At 35.4% G+C, this 19309-nt stretch carries 15 protein-coding genes; 6 read left to right on the top strand and 9 right to left on the bottom strand.

The window, feature by feature from the left end:
• Positions 1 to 3 precede the first annotated feature (3 nt).
• The 4 genes from LC814_RS01900 (at position 4) to LC814_RS01915 (ending at position 5049) form a co-directional block, all read left to right on the top strand.
• On the top strand, positions 4 to 390 hold the full coding sequence (locus LC814_RS01900) for a hypothetical protein (RefSeq protein WP_226064660.1): 387 nt from the start codon (positions 4 to 6) through the stop codon (positions 388 to 390).
• Entirely contained in the window at positions 378 to 701 is a 324-nt protein-coding gene (locus LC814_RS01905) for a hypothetical protein (protein ID WP_226064661.1), read from the top strand. The genes LC814_RS01900 and LC814_RS01905 overlap by 13 nt, the downstream gene beginning before the upstream one ends.
• Positions 702 to 755: 54 nt before the next feature.
• Entirely contained in the window at positions 756 to 1835 is a 1080-nt protein-coding gene (locus LC814_RS01910) for a glycosyltransferase (protein ID WP_226064662.1), read from the top strand.
• Between the two features lie 661 nt (positions 1836 to 2496).
• Positions 2497 to 5049 (top strand): adenosylcobalamin-dependent ribonucleoside-diphosphate reductase, encoded by a 2553-nt coding sequence (locus tag LC814_RS01915; protein ID WP_226064663.1) that lies wholly within the window; start codon positions 2497 to 2499, stop codon positions 5047 to 5049.
• Positions 5050 to 5397: 348 nt separating this feature from the next.
• Here LC814_RS01915 and LC814_RS01920 read toward each other — a convergent pair whose 3' ends face one another.
• Both LC814_RS01920 and LC814_RS01925 read right to left on the bottom strand, forming a co-directional pair.
• Positions 5398 to 6105, bottom strand: coding sequence for a DUF2071 domain-containing protein (locus LC814_RS01920; protein ID WP_226064664.1), 708 nt, complete (start codon positions 6103 to 6105; stop codon positions 5398 to 5400).
• Between the two features lie 71 nt (positions 6106 to 6176).
• Positions 6177 to 6908, bottom strand: coding sequence for a hypothetical protein (locus LC814_RS01925; protein ID WP_226064665.1), 732 nt, complete (start codon positions 6906 to 6908; stop codon positions 6177 to 6179).
• Between the two features lie 394 nt (positions 6909 to 7302).
• On the opposite strand from LC814_RS01925, the gene lpdA reads away from it, so the two are divergent.
• Positions 7303 to 8706 carry a dihydrolipoyl dehydrogenase gene (gene lpdA / locus LC814_RS01930; protein ID WP_226064666.1) on the top strand — a complete coding sequence of 468 codons (1404 nt, stop codon included), beginning with the start codon at positions 7303 to 7305 and terminating at the stop codon, positions 8704 to 8706.
• A gap of 160 nt (positions 8707 to 8866) precedes the next feature.
• Here the strand turns inward: lpdA and LC814_RS01935 are convergent, their stop codons facing one another.
• A complete protein-coding gene (locus tag LC814_RS01935; protein WP_226064667.1) occupies positions 8867 to 9874 on the bottom strand; it encodes a catalase family protein in 1008 nt (335 codons plus the stop codon).
• 100 nt (positions 9875 to 9974) lie between these two features.
• On the opposite strand from LC814_RS01935, the gene LC814_RS01940 reads away from it, so the two are divergent.
• Complete coding sequence (locus LC814_RS01940; protein ID WP_226064668.1) at positions 9975 to 10808, top strand: CvfB family protein; 834 nt, start codon at positions 9975 to 9977, stop codon at positions 10806 to 10808.
• Position 10809: 1 nt separating this feature from the next.
• On the opposite strand, the gene LC814_RS01945 is transcribed toward LC814_RS01940, so the two are convergent.
• The 6 genes from LC814_RS01945 to LC814_RS01970 all read right to left on the bottom strand — a co-directional run bounded on the left by LC814_RS01945 (position 10810) and on the right by LC814_RS01970 (position 19242).
• Entirely contained in the window at positions 10810 to 11157 is a 348-nt protein-coding gene (locus LC814_RS01945; RefSeq protein ID WP_226064669.1) for a hypothetical protein, read from the bottom strand.
• A gap of 96 nt (positions 11158 to 11253) precedes the next feature.
• Positions 11254 to 13008, bottom strand: a complete 1755-nt coding sequence (locus LC814_RS01950; protein WP_226064670.1) for an N-acyl-D-amino-acid deacylase family protein — start codon at positions 13006 to 13008, stop codon at positions 11254 to 11256.
• Positions 13009 to 13050: 42 nt separating this feature from the next.
• Positions 13051 to 13515 (bottom strand): hypothetical protein, encoded by a 465-nt coding sequence (locus LC814_RS01955; RefSeq protein ID WP_226064671.1) that lies wholly within the window; start codon positions 13513 to 13515, stop codon positions 13051 to 13053.
• A gap of 133 nt (positions 13516 to 13648) precedes the next feature.
• Complete coding sequence (locus LC814_RS01960) at positions 13649 to 13990, bottom strand: carboxymuconolactone decarboxylase family protein (protein ID WP_226064672.1); 342 nt, start codon at positions 13988 to 13990, stop codon at positions 13649 to 13651.
• A 270-nt stretch (positions 13991 to 14260) separates the two neighbouring features.
• Positions 14261 to 17047, bottom strand: coding sequence for an aconitate hydratase AcnA (gene acnA / locus LC814_RS01965; RefSeq protein WP_226064673.1), 2787 nt, complete (start codon positions 17045 to 17047; stop codon positions 14261 to 14263).
• Positions 17048 to 17463: 416 nt separating this feature from the next.
• Positions 17464 to 19242 (bottom strand): AMP-dependent synthetase/ligase, encoded by a 1779-nt coding sequence (locus LC814_RS01970; RefSeq protein ID WP_226064674.1) that lies wholly within the window; start codon positions 19240 to 19242, stop codon positions 17464 to 17466.
• Positions 19243 to 19309: the final 67 nt, after the last annotated feature.

Raw genomic sequence — 19309 nt, forward strand, 5'->3', positions numbered from 1 at the left:
ACCATGGATAATTCAATGATAGAAATCAAAAACAATTTAATTGAGTGGATTGAAAACACCTACGATTTAGAAGTCCTCCAAAAAATGCTCGATTTAAAAAATGTTCATGAATCCTCTTCCTTAATTTCAGATATAAATTCTGAGACGATTGTAAAAGATGGTTTTGATGAACAGTTCGCAGCAGGAATGACTTCTGAAGAGCTCATGGAGAACGTTGCAGCTCATCTTGAAACGATGGCTTCCGAAGAACCTTCTTCCGTGGTTTCTGATAATCAATCAGAATATACGGTTAAAGATGATTTTGATGAAAGATTTGCAAAGGGAATCTCGAGTCAAGAAATGAGAAGAAGAACAAGCGAACACATTAGAAGTTTGCCTTGGAAAAAATAATTGTTTACAGGGAAATATTTGAGATTCAGATAAATGATTTAATAGATATTCTAATCTTTAAAGAGTATTTTAGTTTTGAGGAAAGTGCAGTGCATTATGCTGAGAAAATTTATCATTTTATAGACGCTAATATAGATTCTCCACTCGTTAAAACCTCACCTGAAAAATTTCAAAAATACGGTAAGAAATATCTTCGCTACAAAGCCAACAATCAAACTTCTTGGTACATTTTCTTCGATCATAAAAATCACCGGTTTCTCGTCAATCATATTTTAAATAACCATTCCCAAGACTTTCCCGAATTGTTGTAATTTAGCAATCAACCTTGTCAAGGCTTCAAACCTTGACAAGGTTTTTATAAACGCATGAAAAAAATCTCTATTCTATTTATTCTTCCCGATTTAGAAACTGGCGGTGCTGAAAGAATTGTAACCACAATTGCGAATCATTTGCCACGCTCCACGTTTGAACCCAAAATTATGCTGTTGCGTAAGGAAGGTGGTTATCTTGAATTTTTAAAAGATGATGTTGAAGTTATTGATTTAAAAACACCCAGAATTCGCCATTCTTTAAAACCTATTTTAAAGGAGATCCGCAAGAGAAAACCCGACATTGTTCTCAGTGGTTTTGGAGAAGTCAATGCTTATTTGGCTTTGTTTATTAAATTTTTCCCGAAGATAAAATTTATAGCGCGTGAAACCAATGTTGTTTCGCAACATGTTACCAGAAAAGAAATCCGATTTTTTTATAATTTCTACAATAACTACGATAAGATTATTTGTCAGAGCGATGACATGCAAAATGATCTGATTGAGAATTTTAAAATCAGAAAAGAGAATTTAATTAAGATTAATAATCCCGTGGATTTTGATTTTATTAATGAAAAACTTGCTAATTCAGAAAAGCCGGAAACGTTCAAAGATGATTTCAAAAATACCGTTGCGATCGGGAATCTGTCTTCCAGAAAGGGTTTTGATAATTTATTAAAAGTTTTCAGTCATTTAAAAAATGAAAATATTCTGCTTCACATTTTAGGAGATGGACGAGATAAAGATTTTCTTCATCAAATGAAAAAAGATTTGGGATTAGAAAACGTCATCTTCCACGGGCAGCATAAAAATCCTTATCAGTTTTTGAAGTTCGCAGATTTGTTCATTCTTTCTTCCCGTTACGAAGGTTTTCCAAATGTTTTGTTGGAGGCAGGAGCATGCGGTACTTATTCTCTTGCAAATAATTGTCCGGGTGGAATTACGGAAATTATCCAGCCTGGAATTAACGGTGAAATTTATATTATTGAAAACCATCAGGAATTTTCCAGTAAGATTTTGAGTATTCTTAAAGAAACTCATGATTCTGAAGCCATCAAAAATTCCATTTCTTCCCGGTTTTCAAAAGATTTTATTTTAAAAAAATACGAAGATCTTTTTGAGAATATTTGCAATTAAATTTACTTCAATGGAAAATATTACCCAATCTGTAAATAAAAATTTACTTGTACTTTCAGCGAGTGCAATTTTCTTTTTCCTATCTGTGACAATGATTTCGGAGTTTACAAGCAGGTTAGTTCGAGATCTATTGTTACATTTCAATGTAGATTTTTGGCTCATTTTTGTTATATCAACGATCATAAACTTTGCGCTAATCATATTTGGAATTTTATCTTTGAAAAATTTACTTTTAAATAGTAAAATTCTAGATAAGAACCTTTTTAAATTTTCAATTTTTATATTAATTTTCGGTCAACTTCTATATGTGGCAAATCCATTTTTATATCATTTAATTGATATTGAATATATGAATACACAATGGGTTAGATATTCGAGATTCACTTCAGAACATTTAATTTTATCTATGCTCAACTTTTCAGTAACTATTTTCTCCTATCTTTTCCTAGGTATTATATTTTTCAAAAACCGAAATAATTTAACTTTTTAATTTTTTAGTACATCTATGACTTTAATCATACATTAAATTTTATTTTTTGTAAACTTTCCATCTTTTATAAATATTTATTACACTGTTAATTAATGGTTTAAGTTAAATTATTTGTAAACAATTTTTTATTAAAAGATAGTTCTGTATATTTATTTCGTCAAAAAAATAATTATGGAAGCAACTGCCTTAGCAAAAAAAAGAAAAACTTATACGTACGATGAAGCAATTCAATCTTCATTACAATATTTCGAAGGTGACGATTTAGCAGCCAAAGTTTGGGTGAGTAAATATGCCTTAAAAGATTCAGAAGGTAATATTTACGAGCAAAATCCAGACGATATGCATCACCGGATTGCGTCAGAAATTGCCAGAGTTGAAGCGAAATATCCAAATGCCCTTTCGGAAGAAAAGGTTTTTGATCTCATTAAAAAATTTAAATATATTATTCCACAAGGAAGTCCAATGACGGGAATTGGAAATGATTTCCAAATCGCTTCTCTTTCAAACTGTTTTGTAATCGGCAGCGGAACTCAAAGTGATTCTTACGGAAGCATCATGAAAATTGATGAAGAGCAAGTCCAGTTAATGAAACGCCGTGGTGGAGTTGGTCACGACTTGTCACACATTCGTCCGGAAGGTTCTGCGGTAAAGAATTCTGCTTTGACTTCAACTGGTTTGGTTCCGTTTATGGAAAGATATTCTAATTCGACGCGGGAAGTTGCCCAAGATGGTAGGAGAGGAGCGTTGATGCTTTCTGTTTCTGTAAATCATCCGGATTCCGAAGATTTCGTAGATGCGAAATTGGAGCAGGGAAAAATTACGGGTGCCAATATTTCCGTTAGAATCGATGATGAGTTTATGAAAGCCGTTGTCAATAAGGAAAATTACATTCAGAAATATCCGATTCACAGTGCAAATCCGAAGTTTCAGAAAGAAATAAAAGCAACTGATCTTTGGGATAAAATTATTCATAACGCCTGGAAATCTGCAGAACCGGGAATTCTTTTCTGGGATACGATTATTAATGAATCTCTGCCAGATTGTTATGCTGATCTCGGCTACGAAACAGTTTCCACAAATCCGTGTGGTGAGATTCCTTTGTGTCCGTATGATTCTTGCCGATTGTTGGCGGTGAATCTTTTCTCTTATGTTGAAAATCCGTTTACAAAAAAAGCGAAATTTAATTTTGAATTATTCAAAGAGCACGTTGGTTATGCGCAAAGAATGATGGATGATATCATCGATTTAGAAATTGAAAAAATTGATGCAATTCTTCTTAAAATTGAATCCGATCCGGAAGGTGATGAAATAAAAGCAACAGAGAAAAATCTTTGGACAAAAATCCGTCACAAAACTATTGAAGGAAGAAGAACCGGCGTTGGAATTACAGCAGAAGGCGATATGTTGGCTGCTTTAGGAATTCAATATGGAAGTAAAGAAGGAAATGAGTTTTCAACTTTGGTTCATAAAACATTGGCTTTGGCTGCGTATCGTTCATCGGTAGAAATGGCGAAAGAAAGAGGAGCATTTGCAATTTATGATGCTAAGAGAGAAGCGAAGAATCCATTCATTTTAAGAATGAAAGAAGCCGATCCGGATTTGTATGAAGATTTAAAAAAATACGGACGAAGAAATATTGCTTTATTGACGATCGCACCAACTGGAAGTACGTCGTTAATGTCGCAAACTTCATCTGGAATTGAACCTGTGTTTATGCCGGTTTATAAAAGACGCAGAAAAGTTAATCCAAATGATCAGGATATTCGCGTGGATTTTGTGGATGAAGTGGGCGATTCCTGGGAAGAGTATTTGGTTTTCCACCACCGTTTTAAAGAATGGATGGAAGTCAATGGAATCGACACCGACAGAAATTATTCTCAAGAAGAATTAAATAAAATTATTGAGCAATCGCCTTATTACAAAGCAACTTCAAATGATGTTGACTGGTTGAGTAAAGTAGAAATGCAGGGTTCGATTCAGAAATGGGTGGATCATTCGATTTCGGTGACGATTAATGTTCCGAATGATGCGACGGAAGAATTGGTGAACCAACTCTACATCAAAGCGTGGGAAGTTGGTTGCAAAGGTGTGACGGTTTATCGCGACGGTTCACGTTCCGGAGTGTTGATTTCCGCAGATGAGAAAAAAGATGATAATGCAGAAATGATTACGTCAGTTTTCCCGACTAAAAGACCACATATTTTAGAAGCCGATGTCGTTCGTTTTCAGAATAATAAAGAAAAATGGATTGCTTTTGTTGGTTTAATTGAAGGTAAACCTTACGAAATTTTCACTGGTTTAGCCGACGATGAAGAAGGGATTTCAGTTCCTCGTTGGGTGAATGATGGCGTGATTATTAAAAATCAGGATGAGAATGGAAAATCGCGTTATGATTTCCAGTTTAAAAATCAGCGCGGTTACAAAACGACGATTGAAGGACTTTCTCACAAGTTCAAACCGGAATTCTGGAATTATGCAAAACTGATTTCAGGAACTTTAAGACACGGAATGCCGATTGAAAATGCCGTCGAATTAATCAACCGATTAGAACTCGATTCTGAATCCATCAACAACTGGAAAGCCGGAGTTGCGCGTGCTTTAAAACGCTACATCGCCGATGGAACCGAAGCCACTGGAAAATGTTCAAGTTGTGGTTCTGATCAAGTGGTTTATCAGGAAGGTTGCCTGACCTGCAAGAATTGCGGGAATAGTAAGTGTGGGTAAAACTTTGTTTTGATGTAAATAATAAGGAGCTGTTTCATTTTTGAGACAGCCTTTTTTTGTTATCCTTAACTTATTAATTGTTCCTTATTTTATTAAAAGGAATTCTGCGGTAAAAGCATCTAACGCAGTATTTTGTCATTCCGAAGGAATCTAAAACGCTGAGATTTCTTCGGAATGACAATCTGCGGTTTTTTGAACATAGATTAGTAGATTCTGTAGTGTGAATTGAATTTCGCTCCGGAGGAGTGATATATGTGTAGAAATATAAATAATAAAAATGTTGCGCTCCAGCGGAGCGCTATCTTTTCTCAGATTATAACATTCGATTTAAGATAAAATCATAAGCAATCATTTCTCATCCTCGCTTTTCCATTCATGTTCAATATTGCTCATCAATAAAGCATTGTCAAAAGTTACAGAACCTTTTGGAAAGATTTCTTCATTTTCAAAAAAACTTGATTTAACATTTGAAACTTCAAGCGGTTGAACTTCCCATTTGTAAGCTTTCAATCTTAAACCATCGAACTTATCTTTGTTAGGAGAATATCCAAGGTCGCAATTTTCAAAAAAGTCAGAAGCATTTTCTAATGTTTTGAAGATTGAGTTCTCATTAAAAAAATTGGTTTCAGTTGCATCAATGGATGTTACGGTATCGTCTGAACTTTTAAAGTCGATGTGATAATTTCCGTTTGCTTCTTGTATGTTGAATTTTGCTAGATAATGTTTGCCAGGAAATAGTCGACCGCCTACAAAGGCATTCAATTTTAGAGAGGTGTCTCGGCGTGGAATGTAAACGCCCGATTTTGTTTCCCCATTTTCGTCCCATTCAACGGCAATTCTGTGCGCTCCGTTTTCTGAATTTACGCCCACGAAATCTGGAAATCCTTTTGGTTTAATATCTTTTAGTCTGATCAAACAAATTCCGACGATGGCTTTGTCTTTATAAATTTTTGGTCGAAAAGGAAATGGGATTATTTTCTCTACCGATTTTGGATCCGCGGTGAAGTTGATTAAAATTCTTCTGTCGATGTAGCCGTGGATTGTGGGAATTTTCATCTAAATCAAAAGTTTTTATTATTTATTGCAAGAAACGATTAGCGCGGCAGCGGAGGATATATTTTTTTTTATTAAAATTTTTTAAATTTATAAAATTGAAATAAATCAAATAAATTGATAACGATCAATAATGTACTATTCAGGAGCAGTGGGTAAAGTAGCCGTCCAGCTCCTCTTATTTTGGTGAAATTAAAAATATCATTTCCAGTAATTGCGACCAAAATTCCAATGAAAAATAAAACAGATGATAAAGAAATTATAACCATCAACCAATTATGATTCAAAACACGATGATCAATTAATTTTATTTTTTTATTTAGATTGAGTATTCTATGAAAAACCGAGAATTTGGAAGATTTTGATTTGTAAACAACTGAAAAATTTATAAAATCTTCAGATTTTAATATGTCTGTTATAAATTCGATAGAATTATTATTTGTTTTAGACTTGCAATTTAAAAGAAAAGTGTGTCCATCAATTCGATGTTGCAATACTTCAGTGTTAGTTCCTTCAAATTTTAGCGTTATAGGATGATAAATATCTGTGGGCGGGATATCCTCATCTCCATATAACACAAGCGTGGCATTTAGGTGAAAAATTTGCTCTTGCTCACCTTCTATTTGGGAAAAGATATTTCTACGATCTAATGTTAAATTATCGAGCGTACCTCCTGAACAATGATCTCTAATTATCATAATAATTCTTTTCCTTCGTACTTTTTGATAAAAAATAAAAGTATAAGCGAGAGTCATAATAAAAATTAAAATATTTATCCAGTCGGATGGTGCTATATTTTGCGGCATAAATAGAATTGTTTTCTCATTAAAATAATTAGACGATTGGTTATGCAGTTAATTTTGTATGAAAATTATACTTTACATACTGCATAACTAGAATAAAGATAATATTAAAATACGTAAACCTGCTGCAATTGTTATAATGTGAATAGTAAAAGAAAAAAGTCTTAGTAAGCTTTTCAAGCTCTCCCAACAATATTTGATTCTCCATTTTTTTGCAGAACGAAGTGGCGCAAAAGATATAGTCCTTCGACAAGTTCAGGATAAACTGCAAGCATCTCGTTTTTTGGACGAGACGGCTCCTAAAAAAGTCTCGAAAATCTCTCCAAATCCACACCATCCAAAGTGAAAATATTTCGTAAATTTGCCCTACTTTTAATTAAATCATAAAAAGATAAATATGAGTCAATTCGATGTTACTGTAATCGGTTCCGGTCCTGGTGGTTATGTTGCGGCAATTAGATGTGCGCAATTGGGTTTCAAAACAGCATTAATCGAGAAATATTCGGTTCTTGGCGGTACTTGCCTGAATGTAGGTTGTATTCCGAGTAAAGCGCTTTTGGACACTTCCGAGCATTTTTACAACGCTAAACACGATTTCGCCAATCACGGAATTATCATCAATGATCCGGTGGCAGATTTGTCAAGAATGATTGCGCGCAAAAGTGAAGTCGTCGATCAAACCACGAAAGGAATCCAGTTTTTGATGGATAAAAACAAGGTTACTGTTTTCGAAGGAGTTGGAAGTTTCGAATCTGCAACTCAGATTAAAGTGACGAAAAACGATGGTTCTACGGAAACAGTCGATTCTAAATATACGATTATCGCGACGGGTTCTAAACCAACGGCGCTTCCTTTTATTACTTTGGATAAGGAAAGAATTATTACTTCTACGGAAGCTTTGGAACTGAAAGAAATTCCGAAACACCTGATCGTTATCGGTGGTGGTGTGATTGGTTTGGAATTGGGTTCTGTTTACAAAAGATTAGGTTCTGAAGTAACGGTGGTAGAATTTATGGATAAAATTATTCCAACCATGGACGGTGCTTTGTCGAAAGAATTGAACAAAGTTTTGCGTAAACAAGGAATGAAGTTCAACCTTTCTACGGGAGTTCAGTCTGTTGAAAGAAATGGCGATACCGTAAAAGTTACGGCGAAAGATAAAAAAGGTGAAGAAGTAGTTTTCGAAGGGGATTACGTTTTGGTTGCTGTGGGTAGAAGTCCATACACGAAAGGACTTGGACTGGAAAAAGCAGGTGTTGACTTAGACGAAAGAGGAAGAGTAAAAACAAATGAGCATTTACAAACCAATGTTTCGAATATCTACGCCATCGGTGATGTTGTAGCAGGAGCAATGTTGGCTCACAAAGCGTCTGAAGAAGGAACTTTGGTCGCTGAATTAATCGCTGGACAAAAACCTCATATCAATTATAATTTGATTCCAGGTGTTGTTTACACTTGGCCGGAAGTTGCTGCTGTTGGTAAAACAGAAGAGCAATTGAAAGCAGAAGGTGTTGCCATTAAAGTGGGTAATTTCCCGATGCGTGCTTTGGGAAGAAGCCGTGCTTCCGGTGATGTTGATGGTTTCATCAAAGTAATCGCTGACGAAAAAACGGACGAAATTCTTGGAGTTCACATGATCGGAGCGAGAGCGGCAGATTTAATCGCAGAAGCGGTTGTGGCAATGGAATACAGAGCAAGTGCTGAAGATATTTCGAGAATGTCTCACGCGCACCCGACGTATGCTGAAGCCATGAAAGAAGCTGCTTTGGATGCGACTGGAAAGAGAGCGTTGCATTTTTAAGAGCAAAGGTAAAAGTAAAAAGAGCCAAGGTTCGATTTTGAAGAGCCAAGGTAAAAGTAAAAAGAGCCAAGGAGAGATTCAAGAATTGATCGGCGGTTCGGTTTATTATCATATTAAAAGAGAAGTTTAGGCTTCTCTTTTTTTGTGTCTATAATTGGATTCATTGTTCATTTAATCGATTTCGTGTGGAGATCGACGCTTCGTAAACTTTCTTTCGGATCTGCTGAATCTTTCCTACAGGCTGCAAATTTTCTGCATTTGCAAAGGGATCAAAATTAAGATTTTCAATTTCAGGATCATCTGAATTAACTAATGAGGCTTTGGGAATGGTAATTTTTCCCAGGCAATATTTAGGGGCATTTTTCCAGTCTTTCATCAAATCATTCACGGGCTGATCTTCGATATTTTCACACAGCTCTATCATTAAATGATATGTGGATTCTTGCGTTGATAAAAACCAGTTGATAGAATCTTTCTGAGGTTCACCCCTGCCGATTTTTGGATTGATATTTTCTGGTGTTAAACTCAATTTCATAATATTATTCCCAAGTCGATAACATCCAATTCCGGCATAGTTAAAGGAGAAAAAGAAATCTTTTTGATGGGACAAAAATTTGATGATCTTCTTTGTAACATCAACGGAAAACATCGAACTTATAAGAGAAAAACCATTTTTTAGTAAGTGTGGTACATCGAAAAAAGATACTACGAAATTATCTTGTTTGGTAATTAAAAAAGTATTGACTGACGTAAAAAACTTTAGAAAAACTGAAGGTGAATTGGTCGGAAATAGCGGAAAATTAACCAACGGAAAATTAGCCTCCTGACCGTTAACATTTTTAATTTTTAAAGAAAATCCGTAGAGTGGATTATCCCGACCTTTTTTATTAATTACCAAATTACCATTAGAGAATCTAGCTAAAATATCATAGTGTTTTTGATCAAAAATTTCAGTTATAAAGTTGGGTAAATCTTCCGATATTTTTAAAAAAGCTTTCACGGTTGCATAGGTTTTGGAGTGTGCATCGCGTGTAGCGTAATCAACTTCGCTAATTTTAGAGGAACTCTCAATATATTTTTCTACTGATTGTACAGCTTTGTCTAAATCCAGGTTTTCCTGCGGAGAAAGTTGGTCAAATTCTGGATTATATTTTACAAGTGAATTCATGTTTTTTTTCTTTAAGCGAAGCAACAACCATTCCCGAAAATTCCTCAGAAAATACCTTATCTTTGCACCTTATTAACATTCACTTTTAGGTACGCTCAATATGAACATCGGAAAAACCCAGACTTTAAAGATTGCAGAAAAAAATTATTCAGGATTATTTCTGGAAGATGATGAGGGTGAAAGAGCTTTTCTTCCCAAAATTTTCGCCTCGGAAGATGCAGAAGTTGGAGATGAAATGGAAGTTTTTGTTTACCAGGATGATGACAAATTAAAAGCGACGACAGAAAGGCCGTACGCAGAAATTGGTGAATATGCGATCATGACTTGTGTGCAAAGTATGCCCAGCGGTGCATTTATGGACTGGGGAATTATTAAGGATTTATTTGTTCCGTACAAACAGCAGCGCGCAAAAATCGTGGAAGGAAAGCGATATTTGGTTTATGTTTACATCGATGAGTTTTTAGAATTGATTACCGGAACTACGAGATTTAAAAAAAATCCAAGTTATGATAATCTGCCTTTTCAACGAGGCGAGAAGGTGAATTTGATTGTGGCGGGCGAAAGTGAATTAGGCTGGAATGTTGTTATTAATAAAGAATATATCGGACTCATTTATACTTCAGACGTTTACAAAAGACTTTTCCCTCTTTCCGAAGAAGTTGGCTTTATCAAAACCATTCGCGAAGACGGAAAAATAGATGTGACTTTACAACCCGAAGGTTACGATAATATTGATGAATTTCAAAAAGTAATCTTAGATAAATTAGAGTTGAATTACGGTCTTATTTATTTATCGGACAAGTCGACGCCAGAAGAAATTAAGGAAGAACTTCAAATGAGTAAAAAAAACTTTAAGAAAGCAATCGGAGGTTTGTACCGGGATAAAAAGATTGAAATCTTGGAGGATAAAATCCGTTTAATCAAAGAAGAATAATTTATTCTTTTCGCACCAGTAAAATCCAGTCTTCTTCCAGGAGTTTATAGCCGATATCATATACAAATCGGTATTCAGCACCGTTTTTATAAATTTTTAAGTTGGTAAAATATTCAAAATCAAATCCTTCGGAAACCAATTTGTTTCTTGTAGTTTTGGCTTTCCCTTCTATAAATCGCTGCTCGGACAGAACACGGTGATTTTTGCGCAGTTTATTATTAATGTTACGCATCAAATTCGACGAATCTTTATTATGCTTATTATTATAGGCATTCCTACAACCGTCATTACAGAATTTTTTATCGCTTCTGCCGATTATTTTTTCGCCACATTCCAGACAGTTTTGCATAAGAATCAATTGATAATCAAATATATAAAAAATATCCGTTTGAAAACGGATATAAATTTGAAAGTGATCATTTTGATTTGAATTGGTAAATTACACTTAATCTATTCCCATTTTTTCTAAAAATTTGCCGTATTTTTTTGATTTTCCGTAGTCGGTTACAAACTCTTCGTTTTCAAAAATTGTTTTTCCGCCAACTAAAACTTGAGAAATAACACCCTGATTTCTATTGACTAATCGTTCATAATTCCCGAATTCTTCGATGACATCTAATTCAACATTTTCTGTGACATTGTCAAACTTTGTTGGATCAATAATCACCAAATCAGCCATTTTCCCTTTGGTTAAAAATCCTCGATCCAAATCAAACCAATTTCCCTGTTCTTTCGTTAATCTCCAAATACATTTTTCCATACTCATTATTGGAGTGCCTTTATCAATGGATTCCTGAACGATTTTTATCATTTTTAAAGGGAAATTATAGAACGCCATATTGTTTAAATGCGCCCCAGCATCTGAAAAACTAATTAAATTGTATTTAAAATTGTACAGATCTTTGTACTTTTCTTTTCGATCATTTGCGATTGTGGTCGTCCATCTGATTTTTTTATCATATTGAATGATGGTATCTAAAAATACATCAACGGGATGCTGTTTTTTCTCCGCTGCAATTTCGAAGAAGTTTTTACCTATTAAACTTTTATCAGGACAATCGATAATTACTGCTTTACTTAAGTCTTTATGCCAGACTTTAGGCGCAAACTTTTTCTTGATTTCTTTTTTAAAATTATCTCGAAAATGCGGGTCAGAAATGAGCTCGTCTCTTTGATCCAATTCTTTTGCCAGATGCCGCAGCGCTTCTCCACTTGGAAACTCTTCAAACATCACCGAATCTACGCCATCATAATAAACCGTAAACGGACAAGGCGGAGATTGCATTCTGAAATTCGCATTTCCTAAAACATTTATACCTGTGGAAGCTGTTGCAATTATGGGATAAATATACCGGTCACCAATTAAATCCATCATGGCGATCATCGTCGTTTTTAATGGCTTTCTGAAAATTCCGGTGCTTGATAACATATAATTAAAAGCGTTCACTCTTGTCACCAAATTTGGTGCACCTTGAAGAACTGCATTTCTTTTTCGAAGCAGTTCAATTAAGCTTTTCCTTTCTTTCCAGGAAGAGTAGAAGGACGGGGTTTTATGAGACCAGTATCGATCTCCATCCATTTTATCCCACGGATTATCCATTGTTGACAAACCAATAAAACCTTCATCTAAAGCATCGTTCAGCATTTTGAGCATTTGATCTTTTTCTTCTTCGGTCGCCGAAACATTATCGGTTAAAGAACGCTTAATTCCCAACGCTTTCATTCGAATATCAGAATGACCAACGAATGAGGCAATGTTGATTCCTAATGGCAAGGTATTGATGTAAGCTTTCCATTCTTTCGGCGCGTTCCATGTTTTCTCTTTTTCCAGCAAAGGCAACATCACTTCCCTCGGAATCGCCTCAACTCTGGTGAAAGAATCGGCTGTATCTTCCGGATTATTAAAAACGGCAGAAACAGAGCAACTTCCCAAAATGATAGTGGTAACACCATGTCGAGCAGATTCTTTTAGTCCAGGTGAAGCGAGAACTTCCGCGTCATAATGGGTGTGAGAATCTATAAATCCTGGAACAATCCATTTTCCTGCTGCCTCAACAATTTTCACTTCTTCATCTGATGTTGAAAGATTAAGGCCAATTTCCAGTATTTTTCCAGATTCATCAATAAGTACATCTTGCTTTATTGCTTTTTCATCCGCGTCTCCCGAGAAAAATAGTCCGTCTTTGATCAGTGTTTTCATGTGTTTTCTATTACGTTTTTACAAAACCAGATGGCGATCATTTTATTTTGTTTTTGTACTCGTAGATTTGAGTCGAAAAGGAATTCTCACGATATCAATTACATTTTTGCCCTCTCTATTTTTAGCAGGTTCCCATTTAATATTTTCTGTGGTCTTCTTTACGGCTGCTTTTACATGATCATTAAATCTGTCATCCGATCCGTAGACCGAAATATGAAGTACATTCCCGGTGACATCAATTTTTAAAATAATTTGAGTCTCTAAATTATGATCAACATTTTTGAAATAATCCTCACTTATATTTGCCGTTACCATATTTAAAAAATCCTTATTTCCTGTCGGAAAGTAGGCAGGAAATGTGGTGATTGGAGGCGGTGGAACCGAGAAATCATGAGGTTGAGTTGCTTCATATTTGGATACTATTTTTCCTCCGTTTTTATCTTTCGTTTTTTGCGCCCCTAAAAAATTGAGAACAAGAATTGCGGCGAATAACAGTGTTTTTTTCATCAGCTGGTATTTTTCATAAGAAGAAATTTATAATAAAGATAAATGTTTCGCTTACAATTAATTGCATTTTATTGCTACTAAAATTTACGTATTACTTCCCTTTATTATTAAATGTTCATTTCAAAATAAATTATCAGTGCGTTTTTGTGTTTTCCATTTCATCCATCGCAATTGTTGCATGAGCGTAAGCGGCCCCGGCACGCATTTCTGCAGCGACCCAAATTGCTTCCATAATTTCTTCTTTTGATGCTCCTTTTCTCATCGCCTGTTTAGAATGTGATCTGATGCAATATGGACATTGGGTGACATGTGCCACTGCAACTGCTATAAGTTGTTTTGTTTTTTCATCCAAAGCGCCTGCTTCAAATACTGTTTTGCTGAAGTTGCGCCAGGCTTCTACATTCTTTGGAGCTAAAGCGGCTTTTTTATCATTCAACTCTTTCGTCGTTACTGGATATAAATCTTGATTTTCCATGAAATACTATTTTAGTTAATGATTAAGGTATATTTCTAATTTTTTTAAAACCACAAAAGACACAAAAGTTATTTTTTATAATTTATAAGCTAAGCAAAATCTGAGTTTTACTTTTTGGATAACTGTTTTTTAGTATGGTTTATTTGTCTCTTTTGTGGTTGAAAAATTAAAGATTTTATTTTTTTGTCACCCATTTTGGTAACTTTTAAAAAGGATAGTTTTTACTTTAATAACACTAAAAGCTTTTTTAACTTTAGTGGTCACCTGTATTTATTTTTCCAAAAACTGACGCAAAACATATTGTAAAATACCGCCATTTCGGTAATATTCAATTTCAATCAACGAATCCAGACGGGCGATGACCGTAAATTTAATTTCATTGCCATTTTCTGTTTTGGCGGTTATTTGAATTTCTTTTAAAGGTTTGATATCGTTTGCAATTCCCGTAATAGAAAAAACTTCTCTACCTGTAAGTCCGAGTTTTTCTGCAGTATCGCCTTCTTTGTATTGAAGAGGTAAAACTCCTAATCCAACGAGATTACTTCTATGAATACGCTCGTAACTTTCTGCCAAGACTGCTTTTATTCCTAAGAGAAAAGTTCCTTTTGCTGCCCAATCTCTAGATGAACCGCTTCCGTATTCTTTGCCTGTTAAAACGATGAGTGGTGTTTGCGCTTCTTTGTATTTTACCGAAGCTTCATAAACGGACATTTCTTCACCAGTTGGTAAAAAAGACGTAAAACCTCCTTCTTTCTGGGCTAATTTATTTTTGATTCTCACATTGGCAAATGTTCCGCGAACCATCACTTCATCATTTCCACGGCGAGATCCATAAGAATTAAAATCCTCTTTATTTACGCCTTTACTCAAAAGATATTTACCGGCCGCAGAAGTCTCGCTAAAGGCACCTGCCGGAGAAATATGGTCAGTTGTTACGCTGTCCCCTAAAACCAACAAAGCTCTGCCATTTTCAATGTCTTGTAAAGGTTCAGTTTGAGTTGGAAGATCGTGAAAGAACGGGATCTCTTTAATATAGGTGGAATCTTCATCCCAATCATACAGTTTACCGGTAGGAACTTCCAGATTTCTCCAGATTTCATTTCCGTCAAAAATTTCATCGTAGTTTTTCGCGAAATCTTTTGGAGATAATACACGGCTTAAAATTTCATTTATTTCGTCATCAGTAGGCCATATATCTTTCAGATAAACGAGTTCCTGATTAGAGTCATAACTGATCGGTTCGGTCGTTAAATCAATGTCAACACGTCCCGCAATTGCGTATGCAACAACCAACATTGGTGACATCAGAAAGTTCATTTTTACTTGCGGATGAATTCTGGCTTCAAAATTTCGGTTTCCTGATAAAACAGAGGTAACAATTAAATTATTATCATCTACCGCTTTTGCGATTTTAGGTAATAACGGTCCTGAATTTCCAATACAAGAGGTGCAACCATAACCAACCAAATGGAAATGAAGCGCTTCCAAATCTTTCATCAAATCTGCTTTCTCAAGATAATCGGTCACCACCTTTGACCCTGGTGCGAGTGAAGTTTTCACCCAAGGTTTTACATCAATCCCGTGTTCTCGCGCTTTTCGTGCGACTAAGCCCGCCCCAATCATTACAAATGGATTGGAAGTATTTGTACAGGAAGTAATTGCTGCAATTGCTACGGACCCATCAGAGAGCATAAATTTCTGGTCGCCGCGCGTAATCCAAACCGTTTGTAAGCCGTCTTTCGTTTTCGTTTCTATTTCTTCATTCATCACTTTTGCTTCGGCTTCAGGAACAGGTAAATCACCGCCTTCGTTATCAAATCGGGTAATAGATTTTTCAATTTCACGATCTTGATAATTGATGTATTTTCGATTAAAAGAATTGTGCAAAAGATCAATAAATGTATTTTTAAAATCCTTTAGAAGAATTTTATCCTGTGGACGTTTTGGTCCTGCAACAGTTGGTTCAATGGTAGAAAGATCAAGTTCCAAAACACTGGTGTAATTGATTTTATCTTCATTTTCCCGCCAAAGCATATTGGTTTTACAATAGTTTTCTACCAAATTGATTTGCGTTTCGGAGCGGTTGCTTTTACGCATATACTCCAAAGTTTTATCATCAATAGGGAAGTAGGTAATGGTGCAACCAAATTCCGGCGACATATTTCCAATCGTGGCGCGATCTGGCACAGAAAGGTTGGATAAACCGGGACCAAATACTTCGACAAATTTTCCTACGACTCCAAATTTTCGGAGAAGATTCGCAATGGTCAATACCAAATCTGTTGCAGTAGAACCTAACGGAAGTTTACCACTTAATTTTAAACCAATTACTTCTGGCATAATAAAATAGAGTGGTTGACCCAATATCGCTGCTTCAGCTTCGATACCGCCAACTCCCCAGGCGACGACACCAATGCCGTTTACCATCGGCGTGTGACTATCTGTTCCGACCAAAGTATCCGGAAAAACTTCTCCATTTCGCGCGATGACTCCTTTGGAGAGATACTCTAAATTAATTTGATGACAAATACCCATTCCTGGCGGAACAACACTAAAATTGTCAAAAGAATTTTGCGCCCATTTCAGAAATTGATAGCGTTCCTGGTTTCTTTTATATTCCTCATCCATGTTCCGTGCGTAGGACTCTTCTGTTCCAAAATAATCAACTTGTACAGAATGATCGATAATCAGATCAACGGGAACGAGCGGGTTGATGGTATCTGGATCTTTTCCTTTTCTGGCTACTTCGGCACGAAGCGCCGCAATATCTACCACGGCAGGTACTCCCGTGAAATCCTGCATTAAAACACGTGCTGGTTTAAAGGGAATATCTTTATCTGAACCTTGCGGAGTCCAGTGTAATATAGTGTCAATATTTTCTCTGGTAATTGAAAAGCCATCATAATTACGTAACGCATTTTCTAAGAGAATCCTAATCGAAAAAGGCAGCTTATCAATTTCGTATCCCTGATTTTGTAGCTCAGAAAGGCTGTAGTAATTGAAATCTCCTTCCGTTGTATTTAGAGTTTTTTTAATCTGAAAAATATCTTTTTCCATAATTCTGATTTTTTAATGGTGAATGATTTAAAACTTTGAACCGCGGATTATTAATGTTGTCTCAAAACGTAACATGAAAATTATTTTTACGAATCGTCTGAGAGATTTTAAAAGTAGAAGCTTTGTAAGAGCGATGGGTCATTTCCTTTATTAATGATTTTAAACAGGTTATAAAATTCTTAATATCTCAACCTTTTCTATTTTGAATATAAATTCACGATTATTTTGCTTCTACCAAAGTTAACAAATAAAGGAAAGCAAAAGGGTTCAATTTAATTTTTATATGATTTGGTGAGCTATTTTCTGCGTCTATTCAAGCAGATATTCAAGAAATCTAAAATAAAAATATCCGCCTTTTAGCGGATATTTTTTTTAGAGTATTTCGAAATAACCCTAATTTAGATAAAGACTGTACTTTATTCGGTATGTCCGTAAAGCTCATTATACAACTTGATATATCTCTCTTTTACGGCTTTTCTTTTCAGCTTCAAAGTAGGCGTGAGGAGACCTAATTCGATAGACCAAACATCTGGCGTTAACTCAAATTTCTTGATTTGTTCCCAATTTCCTAATTTGGTGTTGAGATAATCGATTTCTTTTTTAATTCGCTCTTTTAATTCTGGACTTTTTGCCATTTCTGCGGGAGTTGTACCAATTTGCAACTGCTTTCTTTTTGCCCAGTTTTTAATGAAATTGAAATCTGGTTGAACCAAGGCGCACGGCATTTTTTCGCCATCCCCAACAACCATGATCTGCTCGATGAATTTCGATGCTTTTGCTAAATTTTCAATCACCTGCGGTGCGATATATTTTCCACCAGAAGTTTTGAACATTTCTTTTTTACGATCGGTAATATGCAAATATCCTTCTTCGTCAATGTGCCCGATATCTCCGGTTTTGAAATAACCTTCATTATCAAAAGCTTCTTTGCTCATTTCTTCATTCTTGAAATATCCTTTGAATACAGAAGGACCTTTTACCGTAATTTCTCCATCTTCCTGGATCTTAACATCCAAATTATCTAAAACATGACCAACTGTTCCAATTTTAATTTTACCAAAACTGTTCACTGAAATTACCGGCGAAGTTTCTGTTAAACCATAACCTTCCAAAATAGGAATTCCGGCATTTTGAAACATTTTATTTAACCTTGCAGAAAGAGCCGCAGAGCCAGAAACAAGCGTAATGATATTGCCGCCAAGACCTTCTCTCCATTTTGAAAATACGAGTTTGTCTGCAATAATCTCTTTCAAACCTGAAGGTTTTCCGAGCTTTTCCTTCGCTTTATTTACGCCAAGAGCCCACAAGAAGATTTTAGATTTTAAACCGCCTGCACTTGTTCCTTTATCGTAAATTTTATCATAAACTTTCTCGATAAGTCGCGGAACGACGGACATAATATGTGGCTGAACTTCCTTAATATTGTCGCCCATTTTTTCGATGCTTTCTGCAAAATAGACCGCATATCCATTATATTGATAAAGATAAAAAAGCATGCGCTCGAAAATATGACAGATTGGTAAAAAGCTTAGGATTTTAATATCACTAAACTCCAGACCTTTTACACGGGGAATTCTTGGGTTCGAAGAAAGTACGTTTGAAACGATGTTCTGGTGAGTTAGCATAACGCCTTTCGGTTTTCCTGTCGTCCCAGAAGTATAGATTAAAGTAGCCAAATCCTCAGAATTAATTGATTTTGCAAGATCATCTACTTCACTTTGTGTCGCTTCGTCTTTTCCCAAGTCAATAATTTCGCGCCAATTCGCAGCGCCATCAACTTGTTCAAATGTAAACACGCCCTGTAAAGTAGCAACATTTGATTTTATTTTAAGAACCTTGTCATACAATTCTTTGTCGGACACAAAACAGTATTTTACTTCTGCATTATTGAAGATGAAATCATAATCTTCTGGAGAAATACTTGGGTAGACTGGCACTGAAATAGCCCCAATCTGGGAAATACCCAAATCCATAATTGCCCACTCAGTGCGTGTTGCAGAGGTGATAAGTGCAATTTTATCTCCAGGCTGAATTCCTAGTTTTAAAAGGCCACGTGACACTTTATTACCTTGGTTAATAAATTCAGTTGTCGACGTTTTTTCCCATTTTCCATTGTATTTGGTTACAAACATATCTTCTCTGGAATACTTTTCCAGAGCATTATGCGCGAAATCAAAAGTTCTTTTTATTGACATATCAAATAGTTAATTAATGATAAATTACGAAATTACCAAAATCGTCTTGGTAAATGTAAAAATATCA

The sequence above is a fragment of the Kaistella polysaccharea genome (assembly GCF_020410745.1).
GTDB lineage: Bacteria > Bacteroidota > Bacteroidia > Flavobacteriales > Weeksellaceae > Kaistella > Kaistella polysaccharea.